This window comes from Reichenbachiella sp. (assembly GCF_039944555.1).
Classification (GTDB): Bacteria; Bacteroidota; Bacteroidia; order Cytophagales; family Cyclobacteriaceae; genus Reichenbachiella.
Genome location: NZ_JBDUYN010000014.1, coordinates 169,193 through 194,558, shown reverse-complemented (window position 1 = coordinate 194,558; position 25,366 = coordinate 169,193). Strand labels below are relative to the sequence as shown.

18 protein-coding genes are annotated in these 25,366 nt (G+C 43.2%); 7 read left to right on the top strand and 11 right to left on the bottom strand.

Features of this window, described 5'->3' with window-relative positions; translation table 11 throughout:
• Positions 1–34: 34 nt before the first annotated feature.
• From ABJD64_RS21755 to ABJD64_RS21740, 4 genes are all read right to left on the bottom strand, one after another.
• Positions 35–1,054, bottom strand: coding sequence for a pirin family protein (locus tag ABJD64_RS21755; RefSeq protein ID WP_348176622.1), 1,020 nt, complete (start codon positions 1,052–1,054; stop codon positions 35–37).
• A 67-nt stretch (positions 1,055–1,121) separates the two neighbouring features.
• Positions 1,122–2,051 carry a DUF5996 family protein gene (locus ABJD64_RS21750; protein WP_348176620.1) on the bottom strand — a complete coding sequence of 310 codons (930 nt, stop codon included), beginning with the start codon at positions 2,049–2,051 and terminating at the stop codon, positions 1,122–1,124.
• A gap of 41 nt (positions 2,052–2,092) precedes the next feature.
• Positions 2,093–2,455, bottom strand: coding sequence for a SnoaL-like domain-containing protein (locus ABJD64_RS21745; protein WP_348176618.1), 363 nt, complete (start codon positions 2,453–2,455; stop codon positions 2,093–2,095).
• Positions 2,456–2,560: 105 nt separating this feature from the next.
• The gene (locus tag ABJD64_RS21740; RefSeq protein WP_348176616.1) at positions 2,561–3,010 is read right to left on the bottom strand and encodes a MarR family transcriptional regulator; all 450 of its coding nucleotides are present in this window, start codon (positions 3,008–3,010) and stop codon (positions 2,561–2,563) included.
• 289 nt (positions 3,011–3,299) lie between these two features.
• Here ABJD64_RS21740 and ABJD64_RS21735 point away from each other — a divergent pair, with 289 nt between their 5' ends.
• The 4 genes from ABJD64_RS21735 (at position 3,300) to ABJD64_RS21720 (ending at position 10,861) form a co-directional block, all read left to right on the top strand.
• The gene (locus ABJD64_RS21735) at positions 3,300–3,758 is read left to right on the top strand and encodes a (2Fe-2S)-binding protein (protein ID WP_348176614.1); all 459 of its coding nucleotides are present in this window, start codon (positions 3,300–3,302) and stop codon (positions 3,756–3,758) included.
• A gap of 40 nt (positions 3,759–3,798) precedes the next feature.
• Positions 3,799–5,982 (top strand): molybdopterin cofactor-binding domain-containing protein, encoded by a 2,184-nt coding sequence (locus tag ABJD64_RS21730; protein WP_348176612.1) that lies wholly within the window; start codon positions 3,799–3,801, stop codon positions 5,980–5,982.
• Between the two features lie 619 nt (positions 5,983–6,601).
• Positions 6,602–9,709 carry a putative Ig domain-containing protein gene (locus ABJD64_RS21725; protein ID WP_348176610.1) on the top strand — a complete coding sequence of 1,036 codons (3,108 nt, stop codon included), beginning with the start codon at positions 6,602–6,604 and terminating at the stop codon, positions 9,707–9,709.
• Between the two features lie 81 nt (positions 9,710–9,790).
• Positions 9,791–10,861, top strand: a complete 1,071-nt coding sequence (locus tag ABJD64_RS21720; protein WP_348176608.1) for a TIGR03032 family protein — start codon at positions 9,791–9,793, stop codon at positions 10,859–10,861.
• 77 nt (positions 10,862–10,938) lie between these two features.
• On the opposite strand, the gene ABJD64_RS21715 is transcribed toward ABJD64_RS21720, so the two are convergent.
• From ABJD64_RS21715 to ABJD64_RS21705, 3 genes are all read right to left on the bottom strand, one after another.
• Positions 10,939–15,837 (bottom strand): LamG-like jellyroll fold domain-containing protein, encoded by a 4,899-nt coding sequence (locus tag ABJD64_RS21715; protein WP_348176606.1) that lies wholly within the window; start codon positions 15,835–15,837, stop codon positions 10,939–10,941.
• A 113-nt stretch (positions 15,838–15,950) separates the two neighbouring features.
• Entirely contained in the window at positions 15,951–16,697 is a 747-nt protein-coding gene (locus ABJD64_RS21710; RefSeq protein WP_348176604.1) for a response regulator, read from the bottom strand.
• Positions 16,697–18,673 (bottom strand): sensor histidine kinase, encoded by a 1,977-nt coding sequence (locus ABJD64_RS21705; RefSeq protein ID WP_348176602.1) that lies wholly within the window; start codon positions 18,671–18,673, stop codon positions 16,697–16,699. Before ABJD64_RS21705 ends, ABJD64_RS21710 begins: the two co-directional genes overlap by 1 nt.
• Positions 18,674–18,916: 243 nt before the next feature.
• On the opposite strand from ABJD64_RS21705, the gene ABJD64_RS21700 reads away from it, so the two are divergent.
• The 3 genes from ABJD64_RS21700 (at position 18,917) to ABJD64_RS21690 (ending at position 21,189) form a co-directional block, all read left to right on the top strand.
• Positions 18,917–20,011, top strand: a complete 1,095-nt coding sequence (locus ABJD64_RS21700) for a helix-turn-helix domain-containing protein (RefSeq protein WP_348176600.1) — start codon at positions 18,917–18,919, stop codon at positions 20,009–20,011.
• A gap of 159 nt (positions 20,012–20,170) precedes the next feature.
• The gene (locus ABJD64_RS21695) at positions 20,171–20,614 is read left to right on the top strand and encodes a GNAT family N-acetyltransferase (RefSeq protein WP_348176598.1); all 444 of its coding nucleotides are present in this window, start codon (positions 20,171–20,173) and stop codon (positions 20,612–20,614) included.
• Positions 20,611–21,189, top strand: a complete 579-nt coding sequence (locus ABJD64_RS21690) for an SRPBCC family protein (RefSeq protein WP_348176596.1) — start codon at positions 20,611–20,613, stop codon at positions 21,187–21,189. Before ABJD64_RS21695 ends, ABJD64_RS21690 begins: the two co-directional genes overlap by 4 nt.
• 418 nt (positions 21,190–21,607) lie before the next feature.
• On the opposite strand, the gene ABJD64_RS21685 is transcribed toward ABJD64_RS21690, so the two are convergent.
• From ABJD64_RS21685 to ABJD64_RS21670, 4 genes are all read right to left on the bottom strand, one after another.
• Complete coding sequence (locus tag ABJD64_RS21685) at positions 21,608–23,959, bottom strand: ABC transporter permease (RefSeq protein ID WP_348176594.1); 2,352 nt, start codon at positions 23,957–23,959, stop codon at positions 21,608–21,610.
• Between the two features lie 215 nt (positions 23,960–24,174).
• Complete coding sequence (locus ABJD64_RS21680) at positions 24,175–24,477, bottom strand: type II toxin-antitoxin system RelE/ParE family toxin (protein ID WP_348176592.1); 303 nt, start codon at positions 24,475–24,477, stop codon at positions 24,175–24,177.
• The gene (locus ABJD64_RS21675; protein WP_348176590.1) at positions 24,477–24,707 is read right to left on the bottom strand and encodes a type II toxin-antitoxin system ParD family antitoxin; all 231 of its coding nucleotides are present in this window, start codon (positions 24,705–24,707) and stop codon (positions 24,477–24,479) included. The genes ABJD64_RS21680 and ABJD64_RS21675 overlap by 1 nt, the downstream gene beginning before the upstream one ends.
• 114 nt (positions 24,708–24,821) lie before the next feature.
• Positions 24,822–25,199 carry a hypothetical protein gene (locus tag ABJD64_RS21670; protein ID WP_348176588.1) on the bottom strand — a complete coding sequence of 126 codons (378 nt, stop codon included), beginning with the start codon at positions 25,197–25,199 and terminating at the stop codon, positions 24,822–24,824.
• Positions 25,200–25,366: the final 167 nt, after the last annotated feature.

Genomic DNA, 25,366 nt, shown 5'->3' with positions numbered 1-25,366 from the left:
TTAAAATTTCAAAGTGAAAAACCAATTCACTGACTTATCTAACCTCCTCTCTACCGTCAGCATGTAGCGCAAACCGTCCCTTATCCCGGTCATGTACCTGCTCCTGCAGAGGCCAGGGCCAACCACCAAAGGCAGTTTTTTGATAATCTTCAAATGCCTGTCGAATTTCTTCCTCAGTATTCATTACAAAAGGGCCATATTGAGCCACCGGCTCATTAATCGGCTTTCCTTGCAGCATCAGAAAATAGGCGTCGTGATCGCTGTTCACTATAGTTATATCTTTTAGTGAATTTAACTGGATCAGATGATTTTGATCTACGCTTTCTCCCTCCACAGTTATTTCAGATCCTTTATAAAAGTAAAGCACTCGGTTTGCTTCTCCCCCGGCTGCAGGAAACGTCCATTGCGCCCCCGCTTCCATTTTGACGGTTAGGACATTAACCAGGTTTTCAGGGTTTGCTGCCCAGGAATTGGGTGTAGGTGCTGGTGCCTGCGTGTCCTTGTAACTACCCGCAATCACATCAATCACAGTACTTTTATTGTCATCATCCTTTTCCGTAACCACTGGTACAACGTCGTTCCAAAGCATCTTGAAGTGAGGTTCTACAAATTTGTTAGCTTTCGGAAGATTGAGCCAGACCTGGAATATTTCCAGTGGATTTTCCTTGTCCTTGTTTAATAAAGGAAACATTTCTGAATGCTGCACGCCTTTACCGGCAGTCATCCATTGTACATCTCCTTTACCAAATCGTCCGGCTGCTCCCAACGAGTCTGAATGATCCACAATACCTTCCTTATTGATGGTAATGGTCTCGAAGCCTCGATGGGGATGATAGGGAAATCCTGGAATGGCGCTTCCATGATACATGCGCCAGCCATTCTTGACGGTGAAATCTTGTCCAATATTTCGGCCGTTCAAATGTACAGGATCAGGTCCCATTTGATCATTTCCAGCTGGGTATTCGTCTCTGTGATAGGCACAAAACAGAAACGGATCTTGAGCTTCCCAGGGGAAGTTCATCGGTTTTATAGCAATAATTTTATCGGTATTCATTATTTCCTTCTTTGAATTAAGACGCTTTTCAGCGTACTCATAGTTATGCTATTATTAATAATCAATTTTACAAATCCTTTAGATCAGGAGTTTTAAGTTCATCAATCGGCCATCCGGCCAATTTCGCACCAGCTTGGTAGGAGCTCTCCATAAAGTCGAGCAGCACAGATCTGGGATCTTCTGTCTCGATGAGTTCATGATAGCTCAGTGTAGCCATGGGGCTCCCATTATTATCGACCCAATTAGCGAACTCAGGTTTGAGTTGCTCATCACCGAGCCCGTCTGGCGAAGGATATGCATAAGCATAAAAGGTCGGCTGTTGGACCTGATCATCTCCTGGCCAAAAACCAAAACTAATGACTTCGTGCGAATAAGCATCCTTATCAGAGACTCGTGCGGATGGGTCCATCGGAGGCGCTTTCTTTCCTGAAAATCTCGTCATAGCCAAATCCATATGGTGCCAGTAGATCTGTACTGGACACGTCTTACCATAGAAACGCCCACCAAACTCATTGAAAACCCCGTCAATCCATAATAAAATCTTCCAGAACCTTCGTATATAATCTTGGTCGAAGTGATGGAATTCGGTAATCTCCGAAAACCTCTGGTCTATGCCCAAATCAAATGGTTTGTCAATTAGATTCGGTTCTACCTTCAGGTTCTGTAGTGCTTTCTCGAATTTGGAATAAAATTCGGCAATCGTTAACCCCTCCTTCAAAGGGATAATAACTGGCTGTTCGAAGCTTGATGCTATCCGAACTTCCATTTTGTGTACATCAAAGATGATTTCAAATGAATTGAGCCCATCCGGGTGAGGAATGGAAGAAGTACTGAATCCATTTACAGATACATATTCAGTTATAAACCACCAATGATTTTTACGCGGAGTCATCTTCAATCTCACTTTGCCTATAATTTGCAAAATCAGATGTAAGGTCATTCTGGTCTCTTTCCATTCATTGAATGGAAGCTGAGACAATGATTGTTCTTTTTTCATGTGACATATGGTTAGTAAAAAACAAACCGGCTGTTATTGAATTAGCCAGGTACGTTGTAGTAAAATCGCTCCTCAATGATTTGATCGTCTTGCCATTTTTGCCGTGCGATTTGTTCTGCCTTCATTCGCGTCCCACCCTGAAAGGTGACGTCCATCCAGGATTCAACCATAGTGAAGCCTTCCTCCTCGTTGGAAGTAATAGCTACGACTCCTGCATTATGCCATTCCTGTACGCTGGCCAAAAACTTTTTCTCGGCTTCCCGGTTGACGTCCTTACCTTCACGCCTTTCTCCGTTGGCCTCAATCATGACGACATCTTCGTGGTAATACTGTTCGAATGCATCCAACAATTGTCCTTTGGACAATAGGTCCTGAATATCTCTTGCTTTGTCTGAATAACTCATTTTACTTTATTTTTTGTTTGTAATAGATTATTTATGTTTTGTTCAATCCGTATTAATAAATGTCTAAACATTTATTGTTTAAACAACTGTTTACTCAAAAAAATACTAAGCCCTCATTTTATCCAAAATTCGGCTAAGCTCTGATGCCTCTTTGTCAGAAATTCGGGTCTGATCAATAAATTGTTTGTTTAATTTTGGCTCAATTCTTTTGATTAAAGCCAGCCCGCTTTCCGTAATTGTGATATCCAATTTCCTCCTGTTTTCAGGACAAACCTCCCTGGTCACCCAGCCTTTGACTACTAATCGGTCTATCATTCGGGTCAAATCGGGTCCTTTATCTATCATGACTTCTTTGATCTCATTCGAGGCACAACTTTTAGGATATCTCCCTTTCAAAATTTTCAATACATTAAATTGCTGTTGCGTAATATCGAAAGGTTTTAAGACCTTCTTGGTTTGCTCAATCAGCCAATAGGCGGTAAACATTATGTTCAAATGCGCTTTTTGACGAACACTTTTAAATTGTTTTTGCCCTAATTCTTCCGCTATTCCCATTCTATATCAATACAATACGTGTGATAACAACATTTGTTTAAACAAATTTAAGAAAATTTTTAACTATGCCAAATAGCTGGCAACTGTTCCGTTAATTCCATGCCATAGGCATGATACCTGTAAGTTGTTCAAATGTTGGTTCTCAGTACGTTGGTCTTACTCCATTTGTCGTTTGTCAGGAGCTAGAGGCCGCATGAGCTCAACGACGTAAGTACTTCGGTAAAACTAACTGAAGACCATGTGCTCGAATGCTTGCTTTGCATTTTCAATTCGAGTAAATTCACTGACTATGGCTATATTCAACTTAAAAATTAACAATAAGACCCAAGAGATAGATGTGGCGCCGGATACGCCCGTATTATGGGTACTAAGAGATCATGCTAACCTTGTTGGAACCAAATTCGGTTGTGGCATTGGTCAATGCGGTGCATGTACAATCCATCTAGATGGTGTAGCTACACGATCGTGCCTTCTTCCGATCTCCAGTATTGGCGATCGTGCCATTACCACGATTGAAGGTCTGTCAGAACAAGCAGATCATCCAGTCCAAAAGGCTTGGATAGCACACGATGTGGCACAATGCGGCTACTGCCAATCCGGACAAATCATGAATGCGGCTTCTCTTTTGAATCAAAAGTCTGCCCCTACTGACAAGGATATTGATCAGGCCATGAACGGCAACATCTGTCGCTGCGGAACCTATGTTCGAATCAAGGCTGCGATCAAAACTGCTGCCAAAGAAGCATAACTACACATCCAAAATTCATCTCCCTTCAAATCCCCATACTATGACCCTGATCAAAACAAAATATAACAGACGCTCATTTCTTAAAGTCTCTTCTGCGGCTAGCGGCGGGCTAGTCCTGGGCTTCAACTGGTTGGCCTCATGCGCGCCAACACCGGAGCAACTCAAAGCCATGCCCGAAGAGTGGTTCAATATCAATGCCTATCTCAAAATTGGCGACAACGGCATAGTGACCATCGTCTCTCCAAATCCTGAAATAGGCCAAAATGTAAAAACTTCCATGCCGATGATCGTGGCAGAAGAACTGGATATCAATTGGAAGGATGTGGTGGTCGAACAAGCAGGATTGGACACAAAAAAATATAAAAGGCAACTGGCTGGTGGTAGCCAATCTATCCGTCAGGGATGGCAAAGTCTGCGTATGGCAGGTGCTACAGCGCGAAGAATGCTTTTGGAAGCAGCCGCTAAGCAGTGGAAGGTTCCGGTCGGAGAATTGACAACCGTCGACGGCATGATCAATCATGGTTCGGGTCAATCGATCAGCTATGGCGAAATTGCTGCTGCTGCGGCTCAAGTAACTGTACCAGAGGAAGTCAAACTCAAGGAAACCAAAGACTTTAAAATCATAGGCACACCTACCAAAAATGTGGATGGCCCTAAGTTAATTAAAGGTGAATCGCTTTTTGGATTGGATTACAAACGTGAAGGTATGCTCATTGCCATGATTGTCCATCCACCTGCTTTTGGTATGAAACTCAAATCTGTGGATGACACGGAAGCCCGGTCAATGCCAGGCATAAAAGAGGTCATTACTATTGATTCACTTCCGGAAGGTGTAGAAAGACAATGGTCAGACGTCAATGCATTCCCAAATCTGGTAGCCGTAGTAGGAAGCAGCACCTGGGAGGTAATGAGTGCCAAAAAGAAACTGAAAATAGAATGGCAGACAGAGTCCAATGGTGAAAACAGTTCGAATCACAGAAAACTTTTAGATGGTTGGTTGGAAGGCTCCGAGCAAAAAACTGCCAGAAAGGATGGCAATCCTGATACCGCATTCAAAAAAGCGGCCAAGGTAATTTCACAAACTTACGGTGCTCCATTTCTGGCCCACAATACCATGGAGCCTATGAATTTCTTTGCCCATGTCACGGCAGACAAGGCTGAATTAGTGGGACCCATTCAGACTCCTGAATATCTCAGTAAGACAGTTTCGAAAGTAATCGGTTTGCCTGAAGATAAAATTTCCATCATGATGACCAGAATGGGCGGTGGCTTTGGCCGTCGTCTGTATGGCAACTTTGCTGTTGAAGCAGCAGTCATTTCACAGCAAGTGAATGCACCTGTAAAACTCATCTATACCCGAGAAGATGATATGACACAAGGCACTTATCGCCCACCCTATCAGGTTAATTACCAGGCTGCCTTGGATGAAAACAATCAAATGATTGGCTTCAAGGTCAGAGGCGTAGGACTCAATGGAAGTCCGGTCTTTGAAAACCGGTTTCCTGCTGGTGCAGTAGATCATTACCAGGCTGAAGATCATAGCCTGGAGTCCAATGTTTCGACAGGTGCCTGGCGCGCTCCCGCTTCCAACTTTATTGGTTTTGCGGAGCAATCATTTTTAGATGAAGTGGCCGAAGAAGTCGGTAAAGATCCCATTGATTTCAGACTGGAATTATTTGATCGAGCCATATCCAATCCAGTTGGTAATGACAACGATTATGACCCTTCGAGATATGCCGGGGTATTGAGACTGGTAAAAGAGAAGTCTGGTTGGGGCAATGACACACCCGGTATCTCAAGAGGAGTCTCAGCCTACTACTGTCACAATTCTTATGTGGCGCAAGTAGTCGATCTCAAAATGGAAGACGGATTGCCCAAAATCCAAAAGGTCTGGTGTGCCATTGATTGTGGCATAGTTGTGAACCCGGAAGGTGCATTGAATCAGGTCGAAGGCGGAATTATAGACGGCATCGGTCACGCCATGTATAGTGCCATGACCTTCAAGGATAGCCAACCGGATCAAAGTAACTTCAATACATATCGACTCATTCGACATAAGGAAGCACCATTGGAAATTGAAACCTTTTTTGTAGAAAATGGAATCGATCCAACAGGTCTTGGCGAGCCTTCCTTGCCTCCAATTGCGGCGGCATTGGCAAATGCCATTTATTCGGCTACAGGGAAAAGAGTCAGGCAACAGCCTTTTGTGGAAAATATGGGGTAGATCTTCCCTCCCTATCAGTTCTTCCTCAACCCAGCCGTTCCAAGTTGGTCCAAGCCCTTCTCAGGTGGAGACATTGGTTATGGAGAAGGAATGTGCTCCCTCCAGGGATCATTCGGTATTCTCATACCCAATCCTTACTATCAAAAGCATCAATGACCATGCTTTGAATAAAAGTGCTTTTAACCTGAGTTCGAGTCTTAAATCGGTCCCTTTCGATCTGTTGCAGTAAATGCAAAAACTTATGATTTCGCATCAAAAAAGAGGTTGATCAAACAATTCAATTTGGCCTCTTTTGGAACAAACTTCTTTTTAGGATTTTCCTTATTGTACAAAAAGTCTGCATCAAACTATTATTAGTTTTTAAAAGAAAAAAAAGTTGCTCTCCAAGCATCAAAAAAAGAAATATTCCGCACGAAAAAAGATTTTTTTTCTTCTACATTGGAAAAATCAACCTTTCCCAAAAGCCTAACCTACCTGCTACTCTTGTTGCTTTTTATGGAGCAATCTGGAGGTCAGAAAGTCAAGATAAAACTTGAATAAAGTATTAGTAATTCCCTGGAAAAACAGTGCAACAAAGACCTGAGCTATTATTAATAAAGTGTAATTCAAAACAATTGCCATGAGAAAAAATAATTTCTACCACTGGATCAAACTGCAGCGTCGTTATCGTCATGCACAAGTAAGACTTTTAAATAAATATGATTCTCGTCTTGAGCGAAAGATAGCTATCATCGCTCGCAGACTGATGGGGCTCAATCGGAAGTGGAAATTGGGTGTAACTGCCAGTGCATTATCCGCCTGGTTGGCCATGGCACCCACAACCGGCATTCAGGCCCAAAACACATTTCCAGGTACCCTTGAGCTTTCGACACTCAACGGCACCACAGGTTTCACTCTCAACGGAGTAGGCGCCAATACGCTATCCGGCAAATCTGTGAGTGATGCCGGTGATGTGAATGGTGACGGTATCAATGACCTGATCATTGGGGCTCCGAATGTTTACTATAACACCGGCAATAGCTTCGTAGTTTTTGGAACTAGCAGCGGCTTTAATCCCAGTTTGGATTTATCAGCATTAGACGGTTCCAATGGATTTAAAATTAATGGAGCAGGCAAGTATAACGAGTCGGGAACCTCTGTCAGTAAAGCAGGCGATATCAACGGTGACGGCATTGATGATTTGATTATCGGTGCCCCGGCAGTCTACTACAGTCTGGGAAATAGCTATGTTCTTTTTGGAAGTGATACAGGCTTTGCTGCGCAGGTTAATTTATCTACCCTTGATGCTGGCGACGGTTCTACGGGTTTTATGATTAATGGAACAGCTCGTTACAATAAGACTGGCACTTCCGTCAGTCAGGCCGGGGACATTAATGGTGATGGTATTGACGACCTGATTGTGGGAGCACCAAATGTCTACTACAGTTTAGGCAACTGTTATGTGGTCTTTGGAAGTGATACCGGATTTTCTTCCCGGGTAGAATTGAATGCTCTCGATGGCTCAAACGGTTTTATGCTCAATGGCACAGCACGCTACAATCAAACAGGCATGTCGGTGAGCCATGCCGGAGATATTAATAATGACGGTTTTGATGATCTGGTTATTGGGGCACCCAATGTCTATTACTCCACAGGTAATAGCTACGTGGTCTTTGGAACTGATACCGGATTTTCTGCCAGAGTAGAATTGAATGCGCTGGACGGCACAAATGGCTTTACAGTAAAAGGAGCAGCCAGATATGACAAATTCGGCACCTCTGTAAGTCATGCTGGCGATGTCAATGGTGACGGCATTGATGACCTCGTATTTGGAGCGCCAAAAGCAGACAATGATGGAGCCTATGATGCAGGGGTCAGTTATGTGCTCTTTGGGAGCAATAACGCTTTTGGAGCCACTATCGAACTATCTGGTCTGGACGGCACAAATGGATTTTCTATTAAAGGAATAGGAGCAAATGACGAATTTGGCAGTGCCGTAAGTAGTGCCGGTGACATCAATCAGGATGGAGCGGATGATCTGATTATCGGCGCTCCCAAAGTCGATGGAACAACCGATTCAGATGTCGGGACGAGCTATGTAATTTTTGGCAGTTCCAACGCCTTTGGAGCAGCCATTGACTTAACCGGTCTGGATGGCACAAATGGTTTTGCTATCAAAGGAAACGAAGTAGACGACCTATTAGGCACAGCGGTCAGTAATCTGGGAGACATTAATGGTGACGGTGTCGATGACGTAGTAATCGGCGCAACAGGTGCCAACACCAATGTCGGCGCCGGGTATGTATTGTTTGGAATCATTAAACCTACTGCACCTACTGTCGCCAATACCATACCCGATCAGGTTACTGATGAAGATGCCGTATTTAATTTCATTGTAGCCGCCAACACGTTTGATGACATCAACCCAAACGATGTACATACCTTATCTGCAGCGCTGTCAGGTAACGGAGAATTGCCTGCCTGGCTGACTTTTGACGATCAAACAAATACTTTCAGTGGCACACCTGCTAATGGAGATGTTGGCATCTTATCCATAACTGTTACTGCGACCGATGTAGATGGCCTCACCACTGAAGCTACATTCGATTTAACTATCAATAATACCAATGATGCCCCGGTGCTTGCGGCTATAGGAAACCAAGCTATAGACAAAAACAAGGAATTGACATTCATTGTTGCTGCTACGGATGAGGATATACCAGCCCAAACATTGGCCTTCAGCTTGGATGTAACTTCTTCTGGCAAAGGCATGACTCTCGATGCGGCCTCTGGCGCATTTAGTTGGACTCCAGGCACAGAACTAGCGGCTACGACTCACGACGTTACTGTAAAAGTTAGTGATGGGGTCACAGAGGACACCGAAGTGATTACCATCACGGTAAATGACAACAACACACCGGTACTGGCAGCCATTGGAGATCAAAGCACGGACGAAGGTGCTGAATTGATTTTTACTGCTGCTGCCTCAGATACAGATATACCGGCGCAAACGCTGACTTTTAGCCTGGATGAATCGTCTACAGCCAAAGGCATGGTTATGGATGCGGCAACAGGAGCATTTAGTTGGACCCCTTCGGAATCACAAGACGGTGTGCATTCCATCACCGTAACTGTTAGTGATGGACAAAGTTCGATTAGTGAGATGGTAACAATAACGGTAAATGAAGTTAATACAGCTCCTGTTTTGACCGCTTTAGGCAACAAGAATACAGAAGAGGGCGCGACTTTAGTTTTCAATGCTATCGCTATGGATGAAGACCTACCTGCACAAATACTCACATTCAGTTTGGATGAAACTTCAATCGGCAAAGGAATGACTATAGATGGTATCACAGGCGCGTTTAGCTGGACACCATCTAATTCCGATAACGGCACACATGATGTTACTGTCAGTGTAAGTGACGGCAGCAGCTCAGATAGTGAAACGATAGAAGTTGCCTCCATTCCGGTATTGAGCGTAGCAGGCGAAATTGACGGTGGCATTCAGATCTATCCAAATCCTGCGATGGAGCAAATTAAGCTGGCACTGGAAAACAATCATGTTGGATCTGTTAAGATTCAAATTATAGATTTAAGCGGCCAGGTATTACTTGGAAAGGAAATCGAAAAAAAGAAGGCAAAGATGAACGCTAGTATGGATGTAGCAAAACTAAGTGCAGGAATCTACATCATGGAGATACAAATGAGCGGTAGGCAAACCATCTCCCATAGACTTAGCAAACTGTAAGGATAATCTACAACAACCAGGAGGGCCGTCGCGCTTGATGTGCGATCGCCTTCTTTTTAGAACAACTAAATGATGTCAATTATGATAGCTGAAAAACTGCAAACAAAAACACCATCGGATCAACCCACCTTTGAAATCGTCACCTCCCGTCAGTTTCAAAACTGGTTAACCTCTCATCAGGCGAGTTTGATGTTCACCACCTATCAGCTCGGTAAAGCCTTTATGCTAGGCACCAATCCGGACCAGACGCTACATGTTACCGAACGAACATTTAGCAGATGCATGGGATTGAGTAAAGCGATAGACAATACCTTTTGGATGAGTTCGCTGTTTCAGCTGTGGCGTTTTGACAACTCGCTTCCACCAGATGGTAAATTCAAGGACTACGATAAAGTGTATTTGCCACAGGCTGCTTATACGACGGGTGATATTGATATCCATGACATCATGGTTGGAAATGACGGCAGGCCCATCTTCGTCAATACATTATTTAGTTGCCTGGCAACTGTCAGCGAAAGTCATAGTTTTAAACGGGTGTGGCAACCACCATTTATATCGAAATTGGTACCTGAGGACCGATGCCATTTGAATGGTCTGGCAGAACGAGATGGCCAACCTGCACATGTGACTATGGTGGGTATGAGTGATGTTTCGGATGGCTGGCGTGAGCACCGCCAGAATGGAGGTGTCGTGATGGACGTTCAAACCAACGAGATTGTTTGCGACGGTTTGTCCATGCCGCATTCACCCCGCTGGTATAATGGAAAATTATATCTCCTGGAAGCAGGTACGGGTTACTTCGGCTCCGTTGATCTGAAAACTAATAAATTTGAAAAAATTGCGTTTTGCCCGGGATTTCTTAGAGGGCTGGACTTTGTTGGGAATTATGCCATAGTCGCAATTTCATCTGCAAGAAAAAACAGAACTTTTGGAGGTCTGGCCTTGGACGACAATTTGAAAGCCGCAAATACTCAAGCGAGATGTGGCCTTCAGATCATCAACCTTGAGACAGGTGCCGCAGAACACTGGGTACGATTGTCTGGCCATGTCGATGAACTTTACGATGTAAAAGTGCTTCCCAAAGTAAACAAGCCTCTGCTTATCGGCACTCAAAAAGACGATATTCGAACTATGATTTCGATTGAGCAGTAGCTAGCCAAAAACTAAAAAAGGCCACATTCATATGGAATGCGGCCCTTATAGGTAAATACAAACTGAAGTTGTTGTGACTAATTCTTGACTATCTTTTTGGATATAATACCTAAAGTAGTTCGCAATCTGATCATGTAAACTCCTCTCTTGAATTGATCAGTATTTATTACCACGTTGTTTTCTATATGATTTAGCTGGTAAAAGATCCTATTGCCTAGCAAGTCGTAAATACCTATTTCATCTACTCCCCTTTCTGGTAATTCTAGTGTGAATTTATCTTCAAATGGATTTGGGTAAATGTTTATGGCTGCGGGCCCATTTTCGATAGCTGTTACTGTTCCTTTTTCAGTAACTATGACTTCAAAGTCATCCGTGACCGAACCTCCACGACCATCACTCGCGGTAACAGTGATCACAGCCGTTCCACTGCCTACTTCCGTGAGCGTCAATACATGTTCAGCGATAGAGACAGTGACGACCGATACGTTGCTTGAACTTGCGGTGATTGATAGTGCATCTGCATCTGCGTCGCTGAAGACGTCAGTTAGATTCACATCCACAGTGCCAAACCCTTCTTCCATTGAAGAATTGGCGATTGGATTGGCCACGGAGGGACTGTTATTTCCGGCAGCATTTACATTTATAATAAAAACGTCGTCCACTGTCCCACCTTTGCCATCAGCTGCAGTCACAGTAATGGTAGTGGCACCATTGGCTACTTCTGTAATGGTTAAGACCTGCTCGGAAACACTTACTGTAGCGACCGATTCATCACTTGAAGCGGCGGTGATTGACAAGGCATCCGCATCTGTATCACTAAATACGTTAGCTACATTCACCTCCACGGAACCAAACCCTTCTTGTACCGACACATCGTCAATGGGACTGGCCACTGTGGGACTGTTGTTTCCAGCAATAATGATATTGACTACAAAAACGTCGTCCGTCACTCCACCATTGTCGTCATTGGCGGTCACGGTGATGGTGGCCGATCCACTCCCAACTTCAGTAATCGTGAGGTCCGTGTCAGACAAACTCACACTGACCACGGAGACATCGCTGCTAGAAGCTGACAGCATCAGCGCATGGCCCTCGGCATCAGTAAATATGTTGGCTAAATCGATTAAAGTACTCGCAAAGCCCGCATCCAGATTTTGATCTGCTATGGGATTGGCAACCGTTGGCGCTGTATTGAATTCTGTAATCTTGATGTTGAAGCTGAAACTTGTAGTAGCACCCGGGATAGGTTCCATCGTAATAGGATCCGTAATGAACTCGAATATCACTCCATTGACAATGGTCTCCCCTGTTTTGCCGCTGGCAGACTCAAAGGTCAGATCACCGTTGCCAACTGCTATTTTTGGCTGCGTTGAAAACAAGCTCTGATCTTCAGCAGTAAGCGTAATGAGCACAGGGTCCGTTCCACTATCGCCATCCGAAATATTGGTGGCCCATCCGGCAAAGGTTTGCGGACCGGAGTCCTTGACTACAAAAATGTCTTCTCCTACCGTGATGGTTGGGTTTTCTCCTACATCAATGACCTCAAATGTATGGTTACCCTCATAAGACAGGCAAAAGGGGTCAGTCAATTTTACCCGAATGGATACCGTTGTATTTGATTCATAATCAAGACTTTGGTCAGTCGTATACAGGACATTATCCTGAAAGCTGAAATGATCATTGAAGTCATCGCCTGCACCAGCTACCAGCTCGTAGGCGAACCCACTAATGTCATTTGGGTCTATGGCCGAAAACCCGGCTACTAATATGCCTGATGATTCGTTTTCATGGATTTGGCTCCCCTCTACAATGAAACCGGTAGGTGCCTGGTTTAGCGCATCAAGAGAGAGCCCCCATTCCAAATCAGTGGCTGCGAAAGTGGACGTCCCGCCCGGGGAATGATCTGTAAGTGTCGACGCATTGGGAACATCCAGTTTGAGATAGGTCAATGCTCCATCCGTCTCGATAAGAGAAAAGTTACCCATTTCACATTTGATCTGATTGGCTGTCAAAACTTTGTTCCAAACCTTCACCTCATCCATGACACCGTCAAAAGAGCTCCAAAAATTATCAGGACTATCTCCCAGCCATACCTCTCCGGTTTCAAAACCAAATCCTGCTATTGACGCCTCTCCCTGATATACCCCATCAATATATAGGAACACTAAATCCAGGTTATAATCGAATGCGATGGCCAGGTGGTACCAGGTACTGTCTTCTATGAAATTGATAGAATTAATGTTTTTGGGGGCTCCATTTCCTTTCACCTGTATCCGAAAACTCTCTCCAGCCTGCACAAGATTCCATCCATTTTGTGACGCAGTTGCCGAATGTCTGTTGGCAATAGTTTGCGCAGTTCCCGAGCTCAATGTATTCATGAAGACCCACATAGATACTGTGCCTACCCCCTGAAGGTCGTCTTGGGTGATTAGCAGTTTTGAATTATCAAATATGCCTCCTCTATTATCAGTTGTGTCTTTGGCCGTGATTGTAAAGGCCTTTTCAAAAGTGGCTCCTTCGTTGTCTTTGGTTTCTATCCTTACGCTGTATTGCGGCTGTGCCTCATAGTCTAATATAGATTGAACCCAAAGCTTGTCATCTATGATTTCAAAAGTAGCATTGTCCGTGTCACCTGTGCCGGTGATGAGTGAGTAAGTAAAAGTATTTCCTGCATTCTCATCGGTAGTGGTCAGTTGACCCACTTCGTCTATTACATTTTCGTAAGCTGTACTATTGGAAATAGAAATATCGGTGGGCGCTTCATTTAAGTCCACTAAATTGATGGTGAAGATATTATCGAAAAATAAGCCTCTATTGTCAGTGCTTCTGACTCGAATACTGTAGGAACTTTTCGTTTCAAAATCGAATGTTTCATTGGTGAAAAGACGGACATCCGGAATGTTAAATTTATCATTGTCTTCATCGCCAGATCCTGCCACCAATTCATAAGTGAATGTATCGCTGAGATTGACATCGGTGGTTGACAAATCTCCCACTTTGGTATCGGCGGGCAAGCCTTCGTTGATTTGACTGCTGCTAAGGAGGATATTAGTAGGGGCCTCATTGACGTCAACATTCACCACTCGATTGGTAAATGCAGCCGTGTTTAAAAATTCGGCTCCATTGTACCCTCTTGAATCCTCAGCGTATGTCCCCTTGCCCTCATTGAATCTCCAATAGGACAGCAATCCTGGCTCATCGCCATCGAGTCCTGTATTGGCACCGTCTTTAATTTGAGCCGCTGATCTGGCCGATGACCAAATTCTGGTCTCATCTATTTGTCCAAAAAACTCGGCATTATCAAACACCGGGTTTGCTCCGATCGTTACGTTTTGATTGTTTACTGCCGGAGTTCCGGAAGCCACCGCTTCATCTTCCAAATAACCATCGATATAAATCTTGAGGTTTGTCCCATCATAGACGCCAGCTACATGATGCCACTTTTGGTCATTCACACTGGTTTGGCTGACTACTGACCCGGCCCCAGCGACATCGAAAATTAGCTGGTTTGTCGTTCCATTTCTACGAATGGTCCAGGCGTCATTTCCTTTCGAAATGATGACTTCATTTGGTGACACGAAACCGTTTGACCTGAACTGCGTTTCGATGGTGAAATGCCCACCGAAATCATAGGTAGATTCTTCCTGAACATTGATGGAAGAGGCAGCGTCAATTTCGGCTACATAGTTTTGATTAACGACAGTGGTAGGCTTTTCCTGATTGCGCTTATACCGAATGTATTTCCAATATAACGCCTGGTCGTATACCGCCAGGTCATCAATGAATCCATTGAAGTGTCTATCCAGTGAACTGTGCCAGCTTTCCCGGCCGATTCTCAGATGCTCCGGGTTATTGAGCAATGAGTGGTTGAAAGTAGCAGTGGCGTCCTCCACCCCGTTAATAACCAGTGTCATCGTAGGCTTGTCGAAAGTACAGGCCACATGGTACCACGTATCAGGATCCAGCTCAGTAGTACTCTTTAATACGGTGGTATTTGCACCGTTAACTAATTCCATTCTCAGCTTGTACTTCCCGTTTTCTTCTTCTACACCAAAAGCATAATTTGATACAGCACCCGCGGCTTTTCCGGCGATTGTTCCTATGCCGGTTTGAGAAGGATTGATTTTGATCCAGGCGGTCATGGAAAACGCATCTGTGAAGTCCAGTAGATTGTTGTCCACGATACTCATGAACTGCGAACCACGAAATTGATATCCTTTGCCTGAGATGTTGTGCCGGTCTGGCCCTTCCAATACATTAACAGGTACGCCTGCCGTCAGGCCATTTCCTGAAGCATCGTCTCCATTGCCTTCCATTTTGTATTCTGCTACAGGAGCGGGCATTTCATAGATCACCAGGTTATCCAATTCAAATTTTTGATTTAGAAGATCTGTCCATACCTGGAAAAGTAGCTGTCTGTCTGAATTGTAGCCCTTGTCCAAAACAATTGTCCGCTCAGTCCAGACATAATCTGAATTCAAGTCATTACTCGCTTGCCAGAGTGTTTCATTTCCACCTGTCTGAATACCATCTGTCCAATAAAGCTCCAGCGATGCAGCACTATTGAACACATCATGATCTGCTCGATATTCAAAAAATAATAATGACTTTTTTGAAATTTGAATTTTAGGAGTTAGTAGGTTTGCACGGTCTCCATGAAAGGTAGCAGGTGTGACACCCAAATAGTCATTCGCTCCTTCTGTTTGACGATTCCACTTGTTTCCAAGCCCGTCCTTTTGATGATCAGTCCAGTCAAAACTTTCCCAATTGCCGCTACCGAGTTGGAAGCGTTCTTTCTCCCAATATTCGGTGGCCATGGTATTGGGCACCTCGTTCCACCAGAATTCCTTCCACTCGATAAAATCCGGGCAGCCGCCCGTACAGGTTTCAAAATCTTCATTTAGTTTGATTTGCGCAGATAGAGGGCCTGCCAGGCAAATCAAACCCAATAGGGCAAGTAGATTAATAACTTTCATAGCAACTTCAGTTTGTTTGTGAAATGAAGCTATTACAGATAGGAACCTAACTCAAAAATGAGGGATGAACGACCAATTCATGTATGTGGAGGTTGGAAAACCCGTGATTAAGGTTATTGCATTTTTTTCACCTGGGAGAGCAATTCGTCTCTGTAATTCTTTCCGAGAGGGATTTGCTGAGAGTCGATGTAGATGTTTTGATTGTTGATCGCTTCGATACTGGCAAGGTTTACTACAAAAGAGCGGTGCGATCTGAAAAATTTGTCCTGAGGGAGTTGGTCATGAAGGTCTTTTAGCGGCATTCTTACCAGGTGTTTCTTTCCACCTTCTTCATGTATGGTCGTATAATTTCCGTCGGGAGACAGCCACTGTATTTTTTCAATTTTGACCTTCACATAGAGATGGCCTTCTTTCACAAACAAAGAGTCCTTGATGATCAGGTCGTTATTTTTCACTTCCAGGGGTGAGCTATCTGCGTCTCTTGAATAAGAAAAGTTGGACAGTGCTACTTCAATAGCCGAAAACAGATCGTTCTGCTCAAACGGCTTAACTAAATAACCATGAGGGTGGAGCTGCTTCGCTTTATCTACTGTTCCTTTATCGGCATGAGAGGTGCAAAACACAAACGGAATATTCTGATGATTGATGATGTGACTGGCGAGGTCCAGTCCGTCTTGTTTTGTTCCCAGCGTAATGTCTACCATGGCAATATCTGGTGCAGTGGCAGCCAGCAGTCGCCTGGCCTCGTCGAGTCTCCCAGTTACCCCGACCACCTCATACCCTAGTGATTCGAGCATATCACGCATGTCCTCAGCTATGATCAGTTCATCTTCTACAATAAGGATTTTTACTTTGGCCATTACGCGGTCATTTTTATTTCATTGAATATGATCTTAAAGCGCGACCCATTTTTTGATTCATAGCTCAGCTCACCATTCAATTGTTTGGTTAGAATGTTTACCAATTTGAGCCCTAAAGACTTAGTTGCTTCAAGGTCAAAGTCTTCCGGAAGCCCGTCACCATTATCAGATACGTTTAATTGAAGTTGCCCGTCGTCCAGCCTTTTTAGATCTATCTGGATCAACCCTTTCCTTTCACTGCTGAAGGCATATTTGTAGGCGTTGGAAATAAGTTCATTTAGAATCAGACCCAGCGGGATAGCAGTGTCTATATCCAGCATGATCTCCCTGGCCTCCACCTGATTTTCCACCTCGAGTTCCTTTTTCTTATATAAAGTAGCGAGCTGGTCTATCAGCTGACTGATGTAGTCCTGAAAATCAATCTCACTTAGATTGTCTGTTTGATAGAGTTTTTGATGAATCAGGGACATGGCCTTTACCCTACTTTGCCCTTCCTGGATGACCTCAAGCATTTCAGGGCTGTCTGTACCTCGGGATTGCATATTGAGCAAACTGGAGATCACCTGCAGGTTGTTTTTCACCCGGTGATGGATTTCTTTGAGCAGGGACTCTTTTTCATGCAGAGACTCTTCAATGGCTTTGTTCTTCTCTGCGATTTCCTGATTCTTTTTGTTTTTGATCCGCTGATTTCTATAAATCAAGCCAATAATGACGGCAAACATAACCAGTCCACCAATCAGTGCATTTCTAAGTATAGCTTGTTTGGACAATTCTATTTCCTGCCTGGCCAATTTTGCATTTTGCACTTCTATCTGACGCTGTTTCTGCTCAGATTCAAACTTCTCTTTCATTTCGGCCACCTGGTTTGATTGCGCTTCTCCAAATAAACTGTCGCTCAGCACATCATATTCCTGATAAAAGAGAAGCGCGTTTTTATGGTCTCCCAGCCATTCCAGAATTTCTGATTTGGCTTTATAACCTGTCGGTAAGTCTTCGGCCAAACCAAGCTCTTCACTGATTGCTATTTTTTTGTTGGCATATTCTAGTCCTGTAAGTATGCTTTTTCTGTCATTTGTGCTATCTCCCAGCCCGTAATAGGCCTGAGAATAACCCTGGTAGATAATTGCCAATTCCGTTTTACTTCCTAACTTAAGCGCTTCACTTTCTGCCTTTTTGTAGCTTTCAATAGCTTTTAAGTAGTTTTTTTGCCTTGTAAGCAAGGCTCCCATCAGTTCGTATCCATCAGCCATTGTAGTCGGGCTCTCTTGCCTTTCACCTGCAGCCATTACTTTATCTATATAAATCTTGGCCGAATCTAACTGACCCAGATCCAAATGAATATTGGCCACATTTACATAACTTTTTGTGGCCTTGTCAATTAGTTCGGGGTTATTTTCTGCGAGATCAATGGCTGTCATAAAAGCATCCAATGCTTCCTGCGTCAACCCCATGCTATTGTATACAGCTCCAACGTTTACTTTATGGGCGATCCAGTCAAAAACACTGTCATATGCAGGATCACGATACTTGATAGATTTAAAATAATGATCGAGCGCCAGTTGATATTTACCCTGGTTGTCATATATGATTCCCAGATTGGTATTGATAGAACTGATGCCATTTAGATCACCTAAAGAGTCGAAAATATATTCCGCCTGTTTGAATCTGTCAATCGCTAAATCAAAATCTGAGTTAACCCAGTGGGCTATTCCTTCAAATGTTAGCATCCGCGCTGCCTTGAGGTCATCATTTAATTTTCGGGCCAATGCCAGTCCTAATCGAGCATAGTGTGCAGAGGTATCTCCGTTGATAAATGTGGTGTGCCTGGAGATATTTTGAAGCACCGTGAATCTGGTGGTGTCATGAATATCTGTTTTCAGAATTGCTTTTAGACTGTCAATCTTGTACTGCTTCTGAGCCATCAATGGCAACTGGCTCAATAGGATAAGCACAAAGACTTTCAGCAGGCGGTTCATATTCTAAAATTACTAAAATATATTCGAATCGAACCATTGACAGCTCTTGGTCACTGGGTTTATGACCTGCTATATAGGTCAACTCGTCTGCGAGTTAAGCTCGTTCTTTGATCCAAAAGGCTGCTCCGAAAATATCACCTAAGCAACCCAACTATTCATTCAAAGCAGCATATTATTGTGCTTATGATTGCAGTCAACATCGTTGGGGCCAGTGTGTTGTGTATTATGCTTTTGTTCATATTCATGAAAAAAGGCAAAAAAAACTGCGACTACTGGTTGATTGCCGTGATAGGATTGCTCGCCGCCTACTTCATCATCGATCTATGGTTACGACAGGGTCTGACGCACACCAACCTGATCATTCGGAGTTTACTGACTCCTTATCTCTTTGCCGCCTTCCTGACCTATGCGGCCCTCATGCTGGATGAAGGTCACCAATTGAGAAAAGAATGGTGGTGGTTCGGTGCTTATGCGGTGATTTGGACCATTTTTCTTTTGACGGACTTCAGTATATCGAATTATACACTTTCAGATCTTGACACGATTTACAACTCACCTCCGGTAGCCTACAAAACACTCCTACTGGTGCACGACTTCTTCAACGTCGGCGCTTTGTTTTGGCTCTTGAAAAAGACCAAATCATATGACCAGACGCTTAAAAACAATTATTCTGACATTGCTCAAGTCAATCTCCATTGGCTCAAGAACTTTATCTGGATTTACCTTATACTCAAATTCACGGCATTCGCTGCCTGGGGTGCGCTGAGCCTGGAAATTGCGACAAGCATCGCGGATATCCGACCCATTTTTAATGTCTGGTTTGTGATATTGATGATCTATCTGAGTTACCATGGGATCAGGCAATACGCAGTGGCCGAGTTTTATGATTATGATCCGGCAAACAAATCCGTGACCCTGAAGGCGGGTAAACCCACTCAAAAGTATCAATCCTCCACACTGAGCGATGAAGACCTGGATCAGCTACAAACGCAGATCGATCAGCTATTTGAAGATGAGCAGCTTTACCTCAATCCGGAATTTAAAGTGCATGACTTGGCCGAAAAATTGGACATCACCACGCACAAGGTTTCGCAGACGCTGAATAGCAAAGCAGGACTTACCTTTTATGACTATGTCAATCAATACCGGGTGGAGCATTTCAAAAAACTACTGACTGATCCAAAAAAACAGAATTTCACGATTCTGGCATTGGGGTTCGAAAGCGGTTTCAATTCTAAGGCTTCTATGAACAGGATCTTCAAGCAGATGGCCGGAGTAACACCTAAAGCATATCAAACGCAGTCCTCTGCTTCCAGCGAGAAAGTGCCGCAAGGATAATACGCTACAAGTCTCTTTCACACTAAAAATTTCTTTCTCCGGACATTAAAAAAATAATGTCTCATATCAGCGCATGAGTCGATTGGGACGATGCATGCCCACATATTTGCTTTCAGTAAGTAATCAAAAACGCTAGAATAACAGAAAACTTAAAATCAAATGCAAACAACAATCAGAGCATTCAAGGAAACCGATACAGACACCCTCATTAACGTGTGGTATCAATCCTCCTCACTGGCACATCCTTTTCTCACTGCAGACTTCATGGAACAGGAGAAGAAGAACATTCGCGAAATATACATTCCGAATACACTTACTTGGGTGGTAACTACAGATGATCAGATCGACGGGTTTATCAGTATGATAAGCAATGAGGTTGGAGCCATTTTTGTCCACCCTAACAAACATGGACAAGGTCTCGGAAAGCAACTCATGGATCATGTGAGCCTGCTTCACTCAGAGTTAGAAGTCGAGGTCTTCAAAAACAACAGTATTGGTCGAGCCTTTTACGATCGATACGGATTTGAACAAATCGCTGAGTCGGTACATGAACCCACCAATCAAAAGCTCATCAGAATGAAATACAAAAAACAACAACCATGAAAAGGATGATCATTTATATCATAGGCGTCATAGCAGCCCTCATTATAGCCATAGGCATCTATGGCGGTTCGCAACCGAAGCATGTGTCTGCACAGATCTTTATCGAGGCCTCAACTGCCCAGGTATGGGCGCTGTGGTCGAAGTTTGATAACGTGGCTGACTTTGTACCCATGGTGCATGACGCGTATACGGTCGGTGATATCACCGAGGGACTGGGACAGGCCAGGCGGTGCAACATCCAGCCGGGCGTGTATGTAGAAGAAAGAATCACGGCCTGGGATCCGGGTAAGGCCTACGCCATGGAGGTCTATCAAAAAGAAGGGGTCATGATAGACAAAATGCAGGTGGACTTTCAGGTAAAACCTTCGGGGGATGGTACGCTGGCCCTGGTGCACATGAGCTATCAAATGCAGGGACTGGCTGATTTCCTACCGATCTATGGCATGATGAAAACGCAGGCCATCGATCACCTCGTGGGCATCAAACATCTGTCGGAAACAGGAGAAAAGATCACGGCCGAACTGCTGGAAACACTCAAAAAGAAATACTTATCGGACTACAAAATATTACCCTAAGGTCAAAATCACCATTTCAAGTCGTTGAGTAAACGCCAATTGGGTTTGGTGTAGAGTAGCCCGGGGCCATTGCAGTGGATGAATTGGACTGTGCAGAGGTGGAAGTGCTTTATGCAGAGGGTAAAATGCTCTATGCATTACCGGAAATGGTCTATGCACAGGGTAAAATGGTCTGTGCAGAGGTGGAAGTGCTCTATGCAAAGGGTGAAATGCTTTATGCAGAGGTGAAAGTGCTCTATGCAGAGGGTGAAATGCTTTATGCACAGCTTGAAGCGGTCATTGCAGTAGTAGAATTGATCCGAAGGGGGTTGGGTAAGCGTCACGCGTTACGCCGAAAATGGCTAAACGCGTGCCATCGGGTAGCGCGATGTTCAAATGTGTATTTCGATCGGCACCGGTCAGAATTAGTTAGCAAGGGTCATTCATCCCTGATTAGCTCGACAGGATTTACCTTACTGGAATATCTAACCAAACCTAATATCAACAGGATTGTGATCGTAGCAACGAGCAACCCTGGAATGAGCAATGTAAGCCAATCAACTTCGGTGCTGAAAGCATAGAGACTTAAAAACTTATCTTTTAAAAGTAGAATTAATGGGAATGAGATCACTACCGCAATCCCAATCAGCTTTAGTATCTTTTTGCCAAATAATATTATGAGACTTGAAAGTTGAGCACCAAGTACTTTACGGATCCCAATTTCAAATTTTCTTTTCTTCATGGTGTATATCAATAGTCCGCTAATCCCCAATAGAGCAACAAACACAGATACTCCTGAAAACAATCCGAGCAGCTTCATTGCTTGCTTTTCCTGCTCATAGTTCTCCAACATTTTGTTTGAAGCAGATTGAATTTGAAATTGATTTGATGGCAAGACTTCTGCAGTCAGATTGGATATGTCAACTTCTTCTTTTGTGCTTCTAATCGCAAAACTGGCCTTATTTCCTGGGCCGGGTTTGAAGCCAGAATGAGAAGGAAAAATGACTAAGGGTTCAATGGCATTGTGTAACGACTTATAATGAAAATCCTTGATTATACCAGCGATGCGCCCTTTAAACCACCCATCAACATTCACATTTGTTCCAATTGGGTTGGGGATACTTCTGGCTAGTGTTTCATTGATGACTACTGGCATTCTATGTCCATTGTCAAAATTAAATCCTTTAGCAGGGGCCGGTAATACTCCCAATATCAATTGAATGCCCATGATGTTAAAGAAGGTAGCATCTGCATTGATGGTACTTACATTTAAGTTAAATCGTTCCTTATTTGGAAAACTCAACGTTGAAAAAGTAACGTCTGTTCCATCTACAGGAGTAGTACTAACGTTTTCATATCCGAATAAATCGGACAGCTCCAGCAGCAACTTATTTTTATCTTCTCTTGATACCGATACTACATCAACCACATGAATGTTATCTGAATTAAATCCGAGATCCTTTCCTTTAATGTAATCCCATTGATTGTGCAGGACTACTAAAGCCGACACGAGCACTAAACATACGGTATATTGAAATAAAACGAGATAATTCCTGAATTTGGCACTTGGCAAATTATGAGTGAGTTGTTTTTTAAGTGCTAAACTCAGGTCTTTATTTAATGAAACGGATGTTGTAAGCAGGCTAACTGTCCAGGTGATAATAAAATAAAAGGTAATGATCAAGGCGATGACCCAGGGATGCTCCAATAAATCTGTAAGCAGGAAATCATTTACCTTGGTTCCATTCTTCAGAATAACCTGAAATAAAAGAAGAGATAACCCTACTCCTATCGACAATAGCAATGAATTTTCCAGTAGGTTCTGATATTTCACTCGCCATTTGCTTCCACCCAATATTCTTGTGATTCCATTTGTTTTGACCAAATCCGCATTCCTGACAAAATTAAGATTGATCTGGTTGGTTAAAACGATGACGAATAAGATCAACCCGGTCAAAAGATAGATGTAGACAAAATTGATATTGCCCTTGGGAGAATCTGCCAGTAGGCTCTTTTCAAAATGCAGTCCTTTGAAGCTTTGGGGACGGAAATAAATACTTGATTTTGCCTCCTTGTCATTCTTGTAGTAAGCCTCGGCAAGCTCTTCCAACACTTTATTCAAGTGTGGTTCTTTTTGGACACCTTCTAATTTTACAAAAGTCCGGAAGGCAAACTGATCATTTTTTGAGGGCACATTTTCATTCGTAAAAAGTCCATTGATATTGAAATCAACATTCGAAGGCCAGTTTTTAAATACTCCAATCACTTCAAAAGACTTTTCCTGTATCTCAATCAAATCACCGATACAATCGGTGTGGCCAAAGACTTTAAGCGCATAAGTTTCATTAAGTATGAGTTGTTTTGGCTGGGAAAGCGCATTATTTTTATTTCCGCAGATAAAATCAAACCTGAAGACATTTAAAATGTCGTGATCAGCGGAGTAAAAGTCCTCAGTCTCAATGATGTGACTCTGATGAGTGATTTGAGGATTATGATCAATCAGGCTAACGTAACCCGCTGCTTTAACAAAAGGGTAATTCTGTTTGAGATCAGCACTGATAGTACCTGGTGTAATAGTCATCATACTCTCATCAGTGTCACTAACCCATGCTGAATTGACCCGAAATAGAGCAGAAGTGTCTCCGTGATATGTGTCGTAAGAGAGCTGGTGATAACAGTAAGTGAAAATAAAAAGGAAGCCACATACACCGGCCATTAGGCTGATTATGTGTATCAAACCAACATGTCGGTTCCTTATTAACTTTCTAATAGTCCAAATTAAGTCAGTCATAGTGGTGAAATTTAGTCATGAGAATTTACAATGTATTCACGCTAACGCCTAGCTATGATGAGTGGGGATTAGAAAGCACTAACCTCCCGTCTCGCACATAGCCACACCTTGTTCTAAATTTATAAATTATGGCGGACTTTCTCCACATAGGGGTTGAGTAAGCGTCACGCGTTACGCCGAAAATGGCTAAATGCGCGCAATCGAGGGCTGCTTTTTTATTGGCCTAGGCCTTTGAGGCTATCGATTCTATCTTGCCGGCCTATGATTGTCATTATTTCTACGATCTCTCCATTGAGTCGATAAAAAATAGTATCAGTTCCACAGACACATTTTCTATAACCCGTCTTAATGAATTCAGCAGATTCAAATGCATATGGCCTTTCTGCAATGAGTTCAAATTTATCGAAAAAAGAATTGAAGTATTGGTCTGCTTGTTCCTCTCCAAATTGATTGACTCCGTATTGGTGAATTCGGATAAGGTCTTGTTTGGCGACCATGCTGATCTTGTATTCAGCCATTATTTGGATTTCGCCTGTCTGAGTATATCTTGTTGAGTGTCATTCGTGAAGCCAGATTTTTCGGCCTTCTCTAATTTCAGCCTTATGTAGTCTACTTCTTGTTGCTGCTTTCTTGCTTGTCTAACCAAGTCGTTTACTAGTTCACTTTTGCTAGCATATTCTTGGCTTTCTACTTGAGATTTCAACCATTCATCGTTCGGCTCTGTAAAAGAAATGCTTTGTCGTCCCATGATCTTATCTGTTTGGTGCATTATTACACCAAATGTAGTGAAAGTTCAACGGATTTAGGTAATTGTAATGAACTTATTGGAGCATTCGTGCCTACACCTTGTTATGAGTTCTTTTTATTCAAGGTTCTCCCAAGTTGTTACACCGTCTTTTTTAATTTGTAGTATTCCATATAAGATAGCTGCACCAGATAGCCCTAATAATGACGCTCCTATTTCTGTGCCAATTGATAGATTTATTCCTAATGTGAATAGACTAGATACAGCGAATGCCCAAAACGCCCATTTTTTCCATTGAAACAACATAATTGAGAATATTAGATTCGCAATTCCTATGATAGCCAAGGCCATCATCAATGGTTGTGGAATTGGGTTAGCTAAGTTCTGTGAGATAGATTCTCCCATGAACAAATAAGCAATTGCCGAAAACGAGTTGGCAATCATCATAAAAATAAGCCAAGCAGTTACGCATCCATGTCGTTGTTTCGATTCCATTTATATAATAGTTATTGTTATACTCATATCGCCAGTATAGCAATCGTAGTGATTGAAATTCCCGGCTGCTTTATCTGCAAAATAGCCAAATCTGAGAAGTGGAGCGCAGACATGCAGTCTATTCCTTTTTTTAAATTCTCCTTAGGTCAATTTTGTTTTTGGTTATT

Coding starts and splice junctions, on each gene's coding strand:
- ABJD64_RS21755 (WP_348176622.1), bottom strand. CDS start 1,054: ATGAATACCGATAAAATTATTGCTATAAAACCGATGAACTTCCCCTGG.
- ABJD64_RS21675 (WP_348176590.1), bottom strand. CDS start 24,707: ATGGGACGACAAAGCATTTCTTTTACAGAGCCGAACGATGAATGGTTG.
- ABJD64_RS21670 (WP_348176588.1), bottom strand. CDS start 25,199: ATGGAATCGAAACAACGACATGGATGCGTAACTGCTTGGCTTATTTTT.
- ABJD64_RS21725 (WP_348176610.1), top strand. CDS start 6,602: ATGAGAAAAAATAATTTCTACCACTGGATCAAACTGCAGCGTCGTTAT.
- ABJD64_RS21740 (WP_348176616.1), bottom strand. CDS start 3,010: ATGGGAATAGCGGAAGAATTAGGGCAAAAACAATTTAAAAGTGTTCGT.
- ABJD64_RS21720 (WP_348176608.1), top strand. CDS start 9,791: ATGATAGCTGAAAAACTGCAAACAAAAACACCATCGGATCAACCCACC.
- ABJD64_RS21715 (WP_348176606.1), bottom strand. CDS start 15,837: ATGAAAGTTATTAATCTACTTGCCCTATTGGGTTTGATTTGCCTGGCA.
- ABJD64_RS21745 (WP_348176618.1), bottom strand. CDS start 2,455: ATGAGTTATTCAGACAAAGCAAGAGATATTCAGGACCTATTGTCCAAA.
- ABJD64_RS21680 (WP_348176592.1), bottom strand. CDS start 24,477: ATGGCTGAATACAAGATCAGCATGGTCGCCAAACAAGACCTTATCCGA.
- ABJD64_RS21730 (WP_348176612.1), top strand. CDS start 3,799: ATGACCCTGATCAAAACAAAATATAACAGACGCTCATTTCTTAAAGTC.
- ABJD64_RS21750 (WP_348176620.1), bottom strand. CDS start 2,051: ATGAAAAAAGAACAATCATTGTCTCAGCTTCCATTCAATGAATGGAAA.
- ABJD64_RS21695 (WP_348176598.1), top strand. CDS start 20,171: ATGCAAACAACAATCAGAGCATTCAAGGAAACCGATACAGACACCCTC.
- ABJD64_RS21690 (WP_348176596.1), top strand. CDS start 20,611: ATGAAAAGGATGATCATTTATATCATAGGCGTCATAGCAGCCCTCATT.
- ABJD64_RS21705 (WP_348176602.1), bottom strand. CDS start 18,673: ATGAACCGCCTGCTGAAAGTCTTTGTGCTTATCCTATTGAGCCAGTTG.
- ABJD64_RS21735 (WP_348176614.1), top strand. CDS start 3,300: ATGGCTATATTCAACTTAAAAATTAACAATAAGACCCAAGAGATAGAT.
- ABJD64_RS21685 (WP_348176594.1), bottom strand. CDS start 23,959: ATGACTGACTTAATTTGGACTATTAGAAAGTTAATAAGGAACCGACAT.
- ABJD64_RS21710 (WP_348176604.1), bottom strand. CDS start 16,697: ATGGCCAAAGTAAAAATCCTTATTGTAGAAGATGAACTGATCATAGCT.
- ABJD64_RS21700 (WP_348176600.1), top strand. CDS start 18,917: ATGAAAAAAGGCAAAAAAAACTGCGACTACTGGTTGATTGCCGTGATA.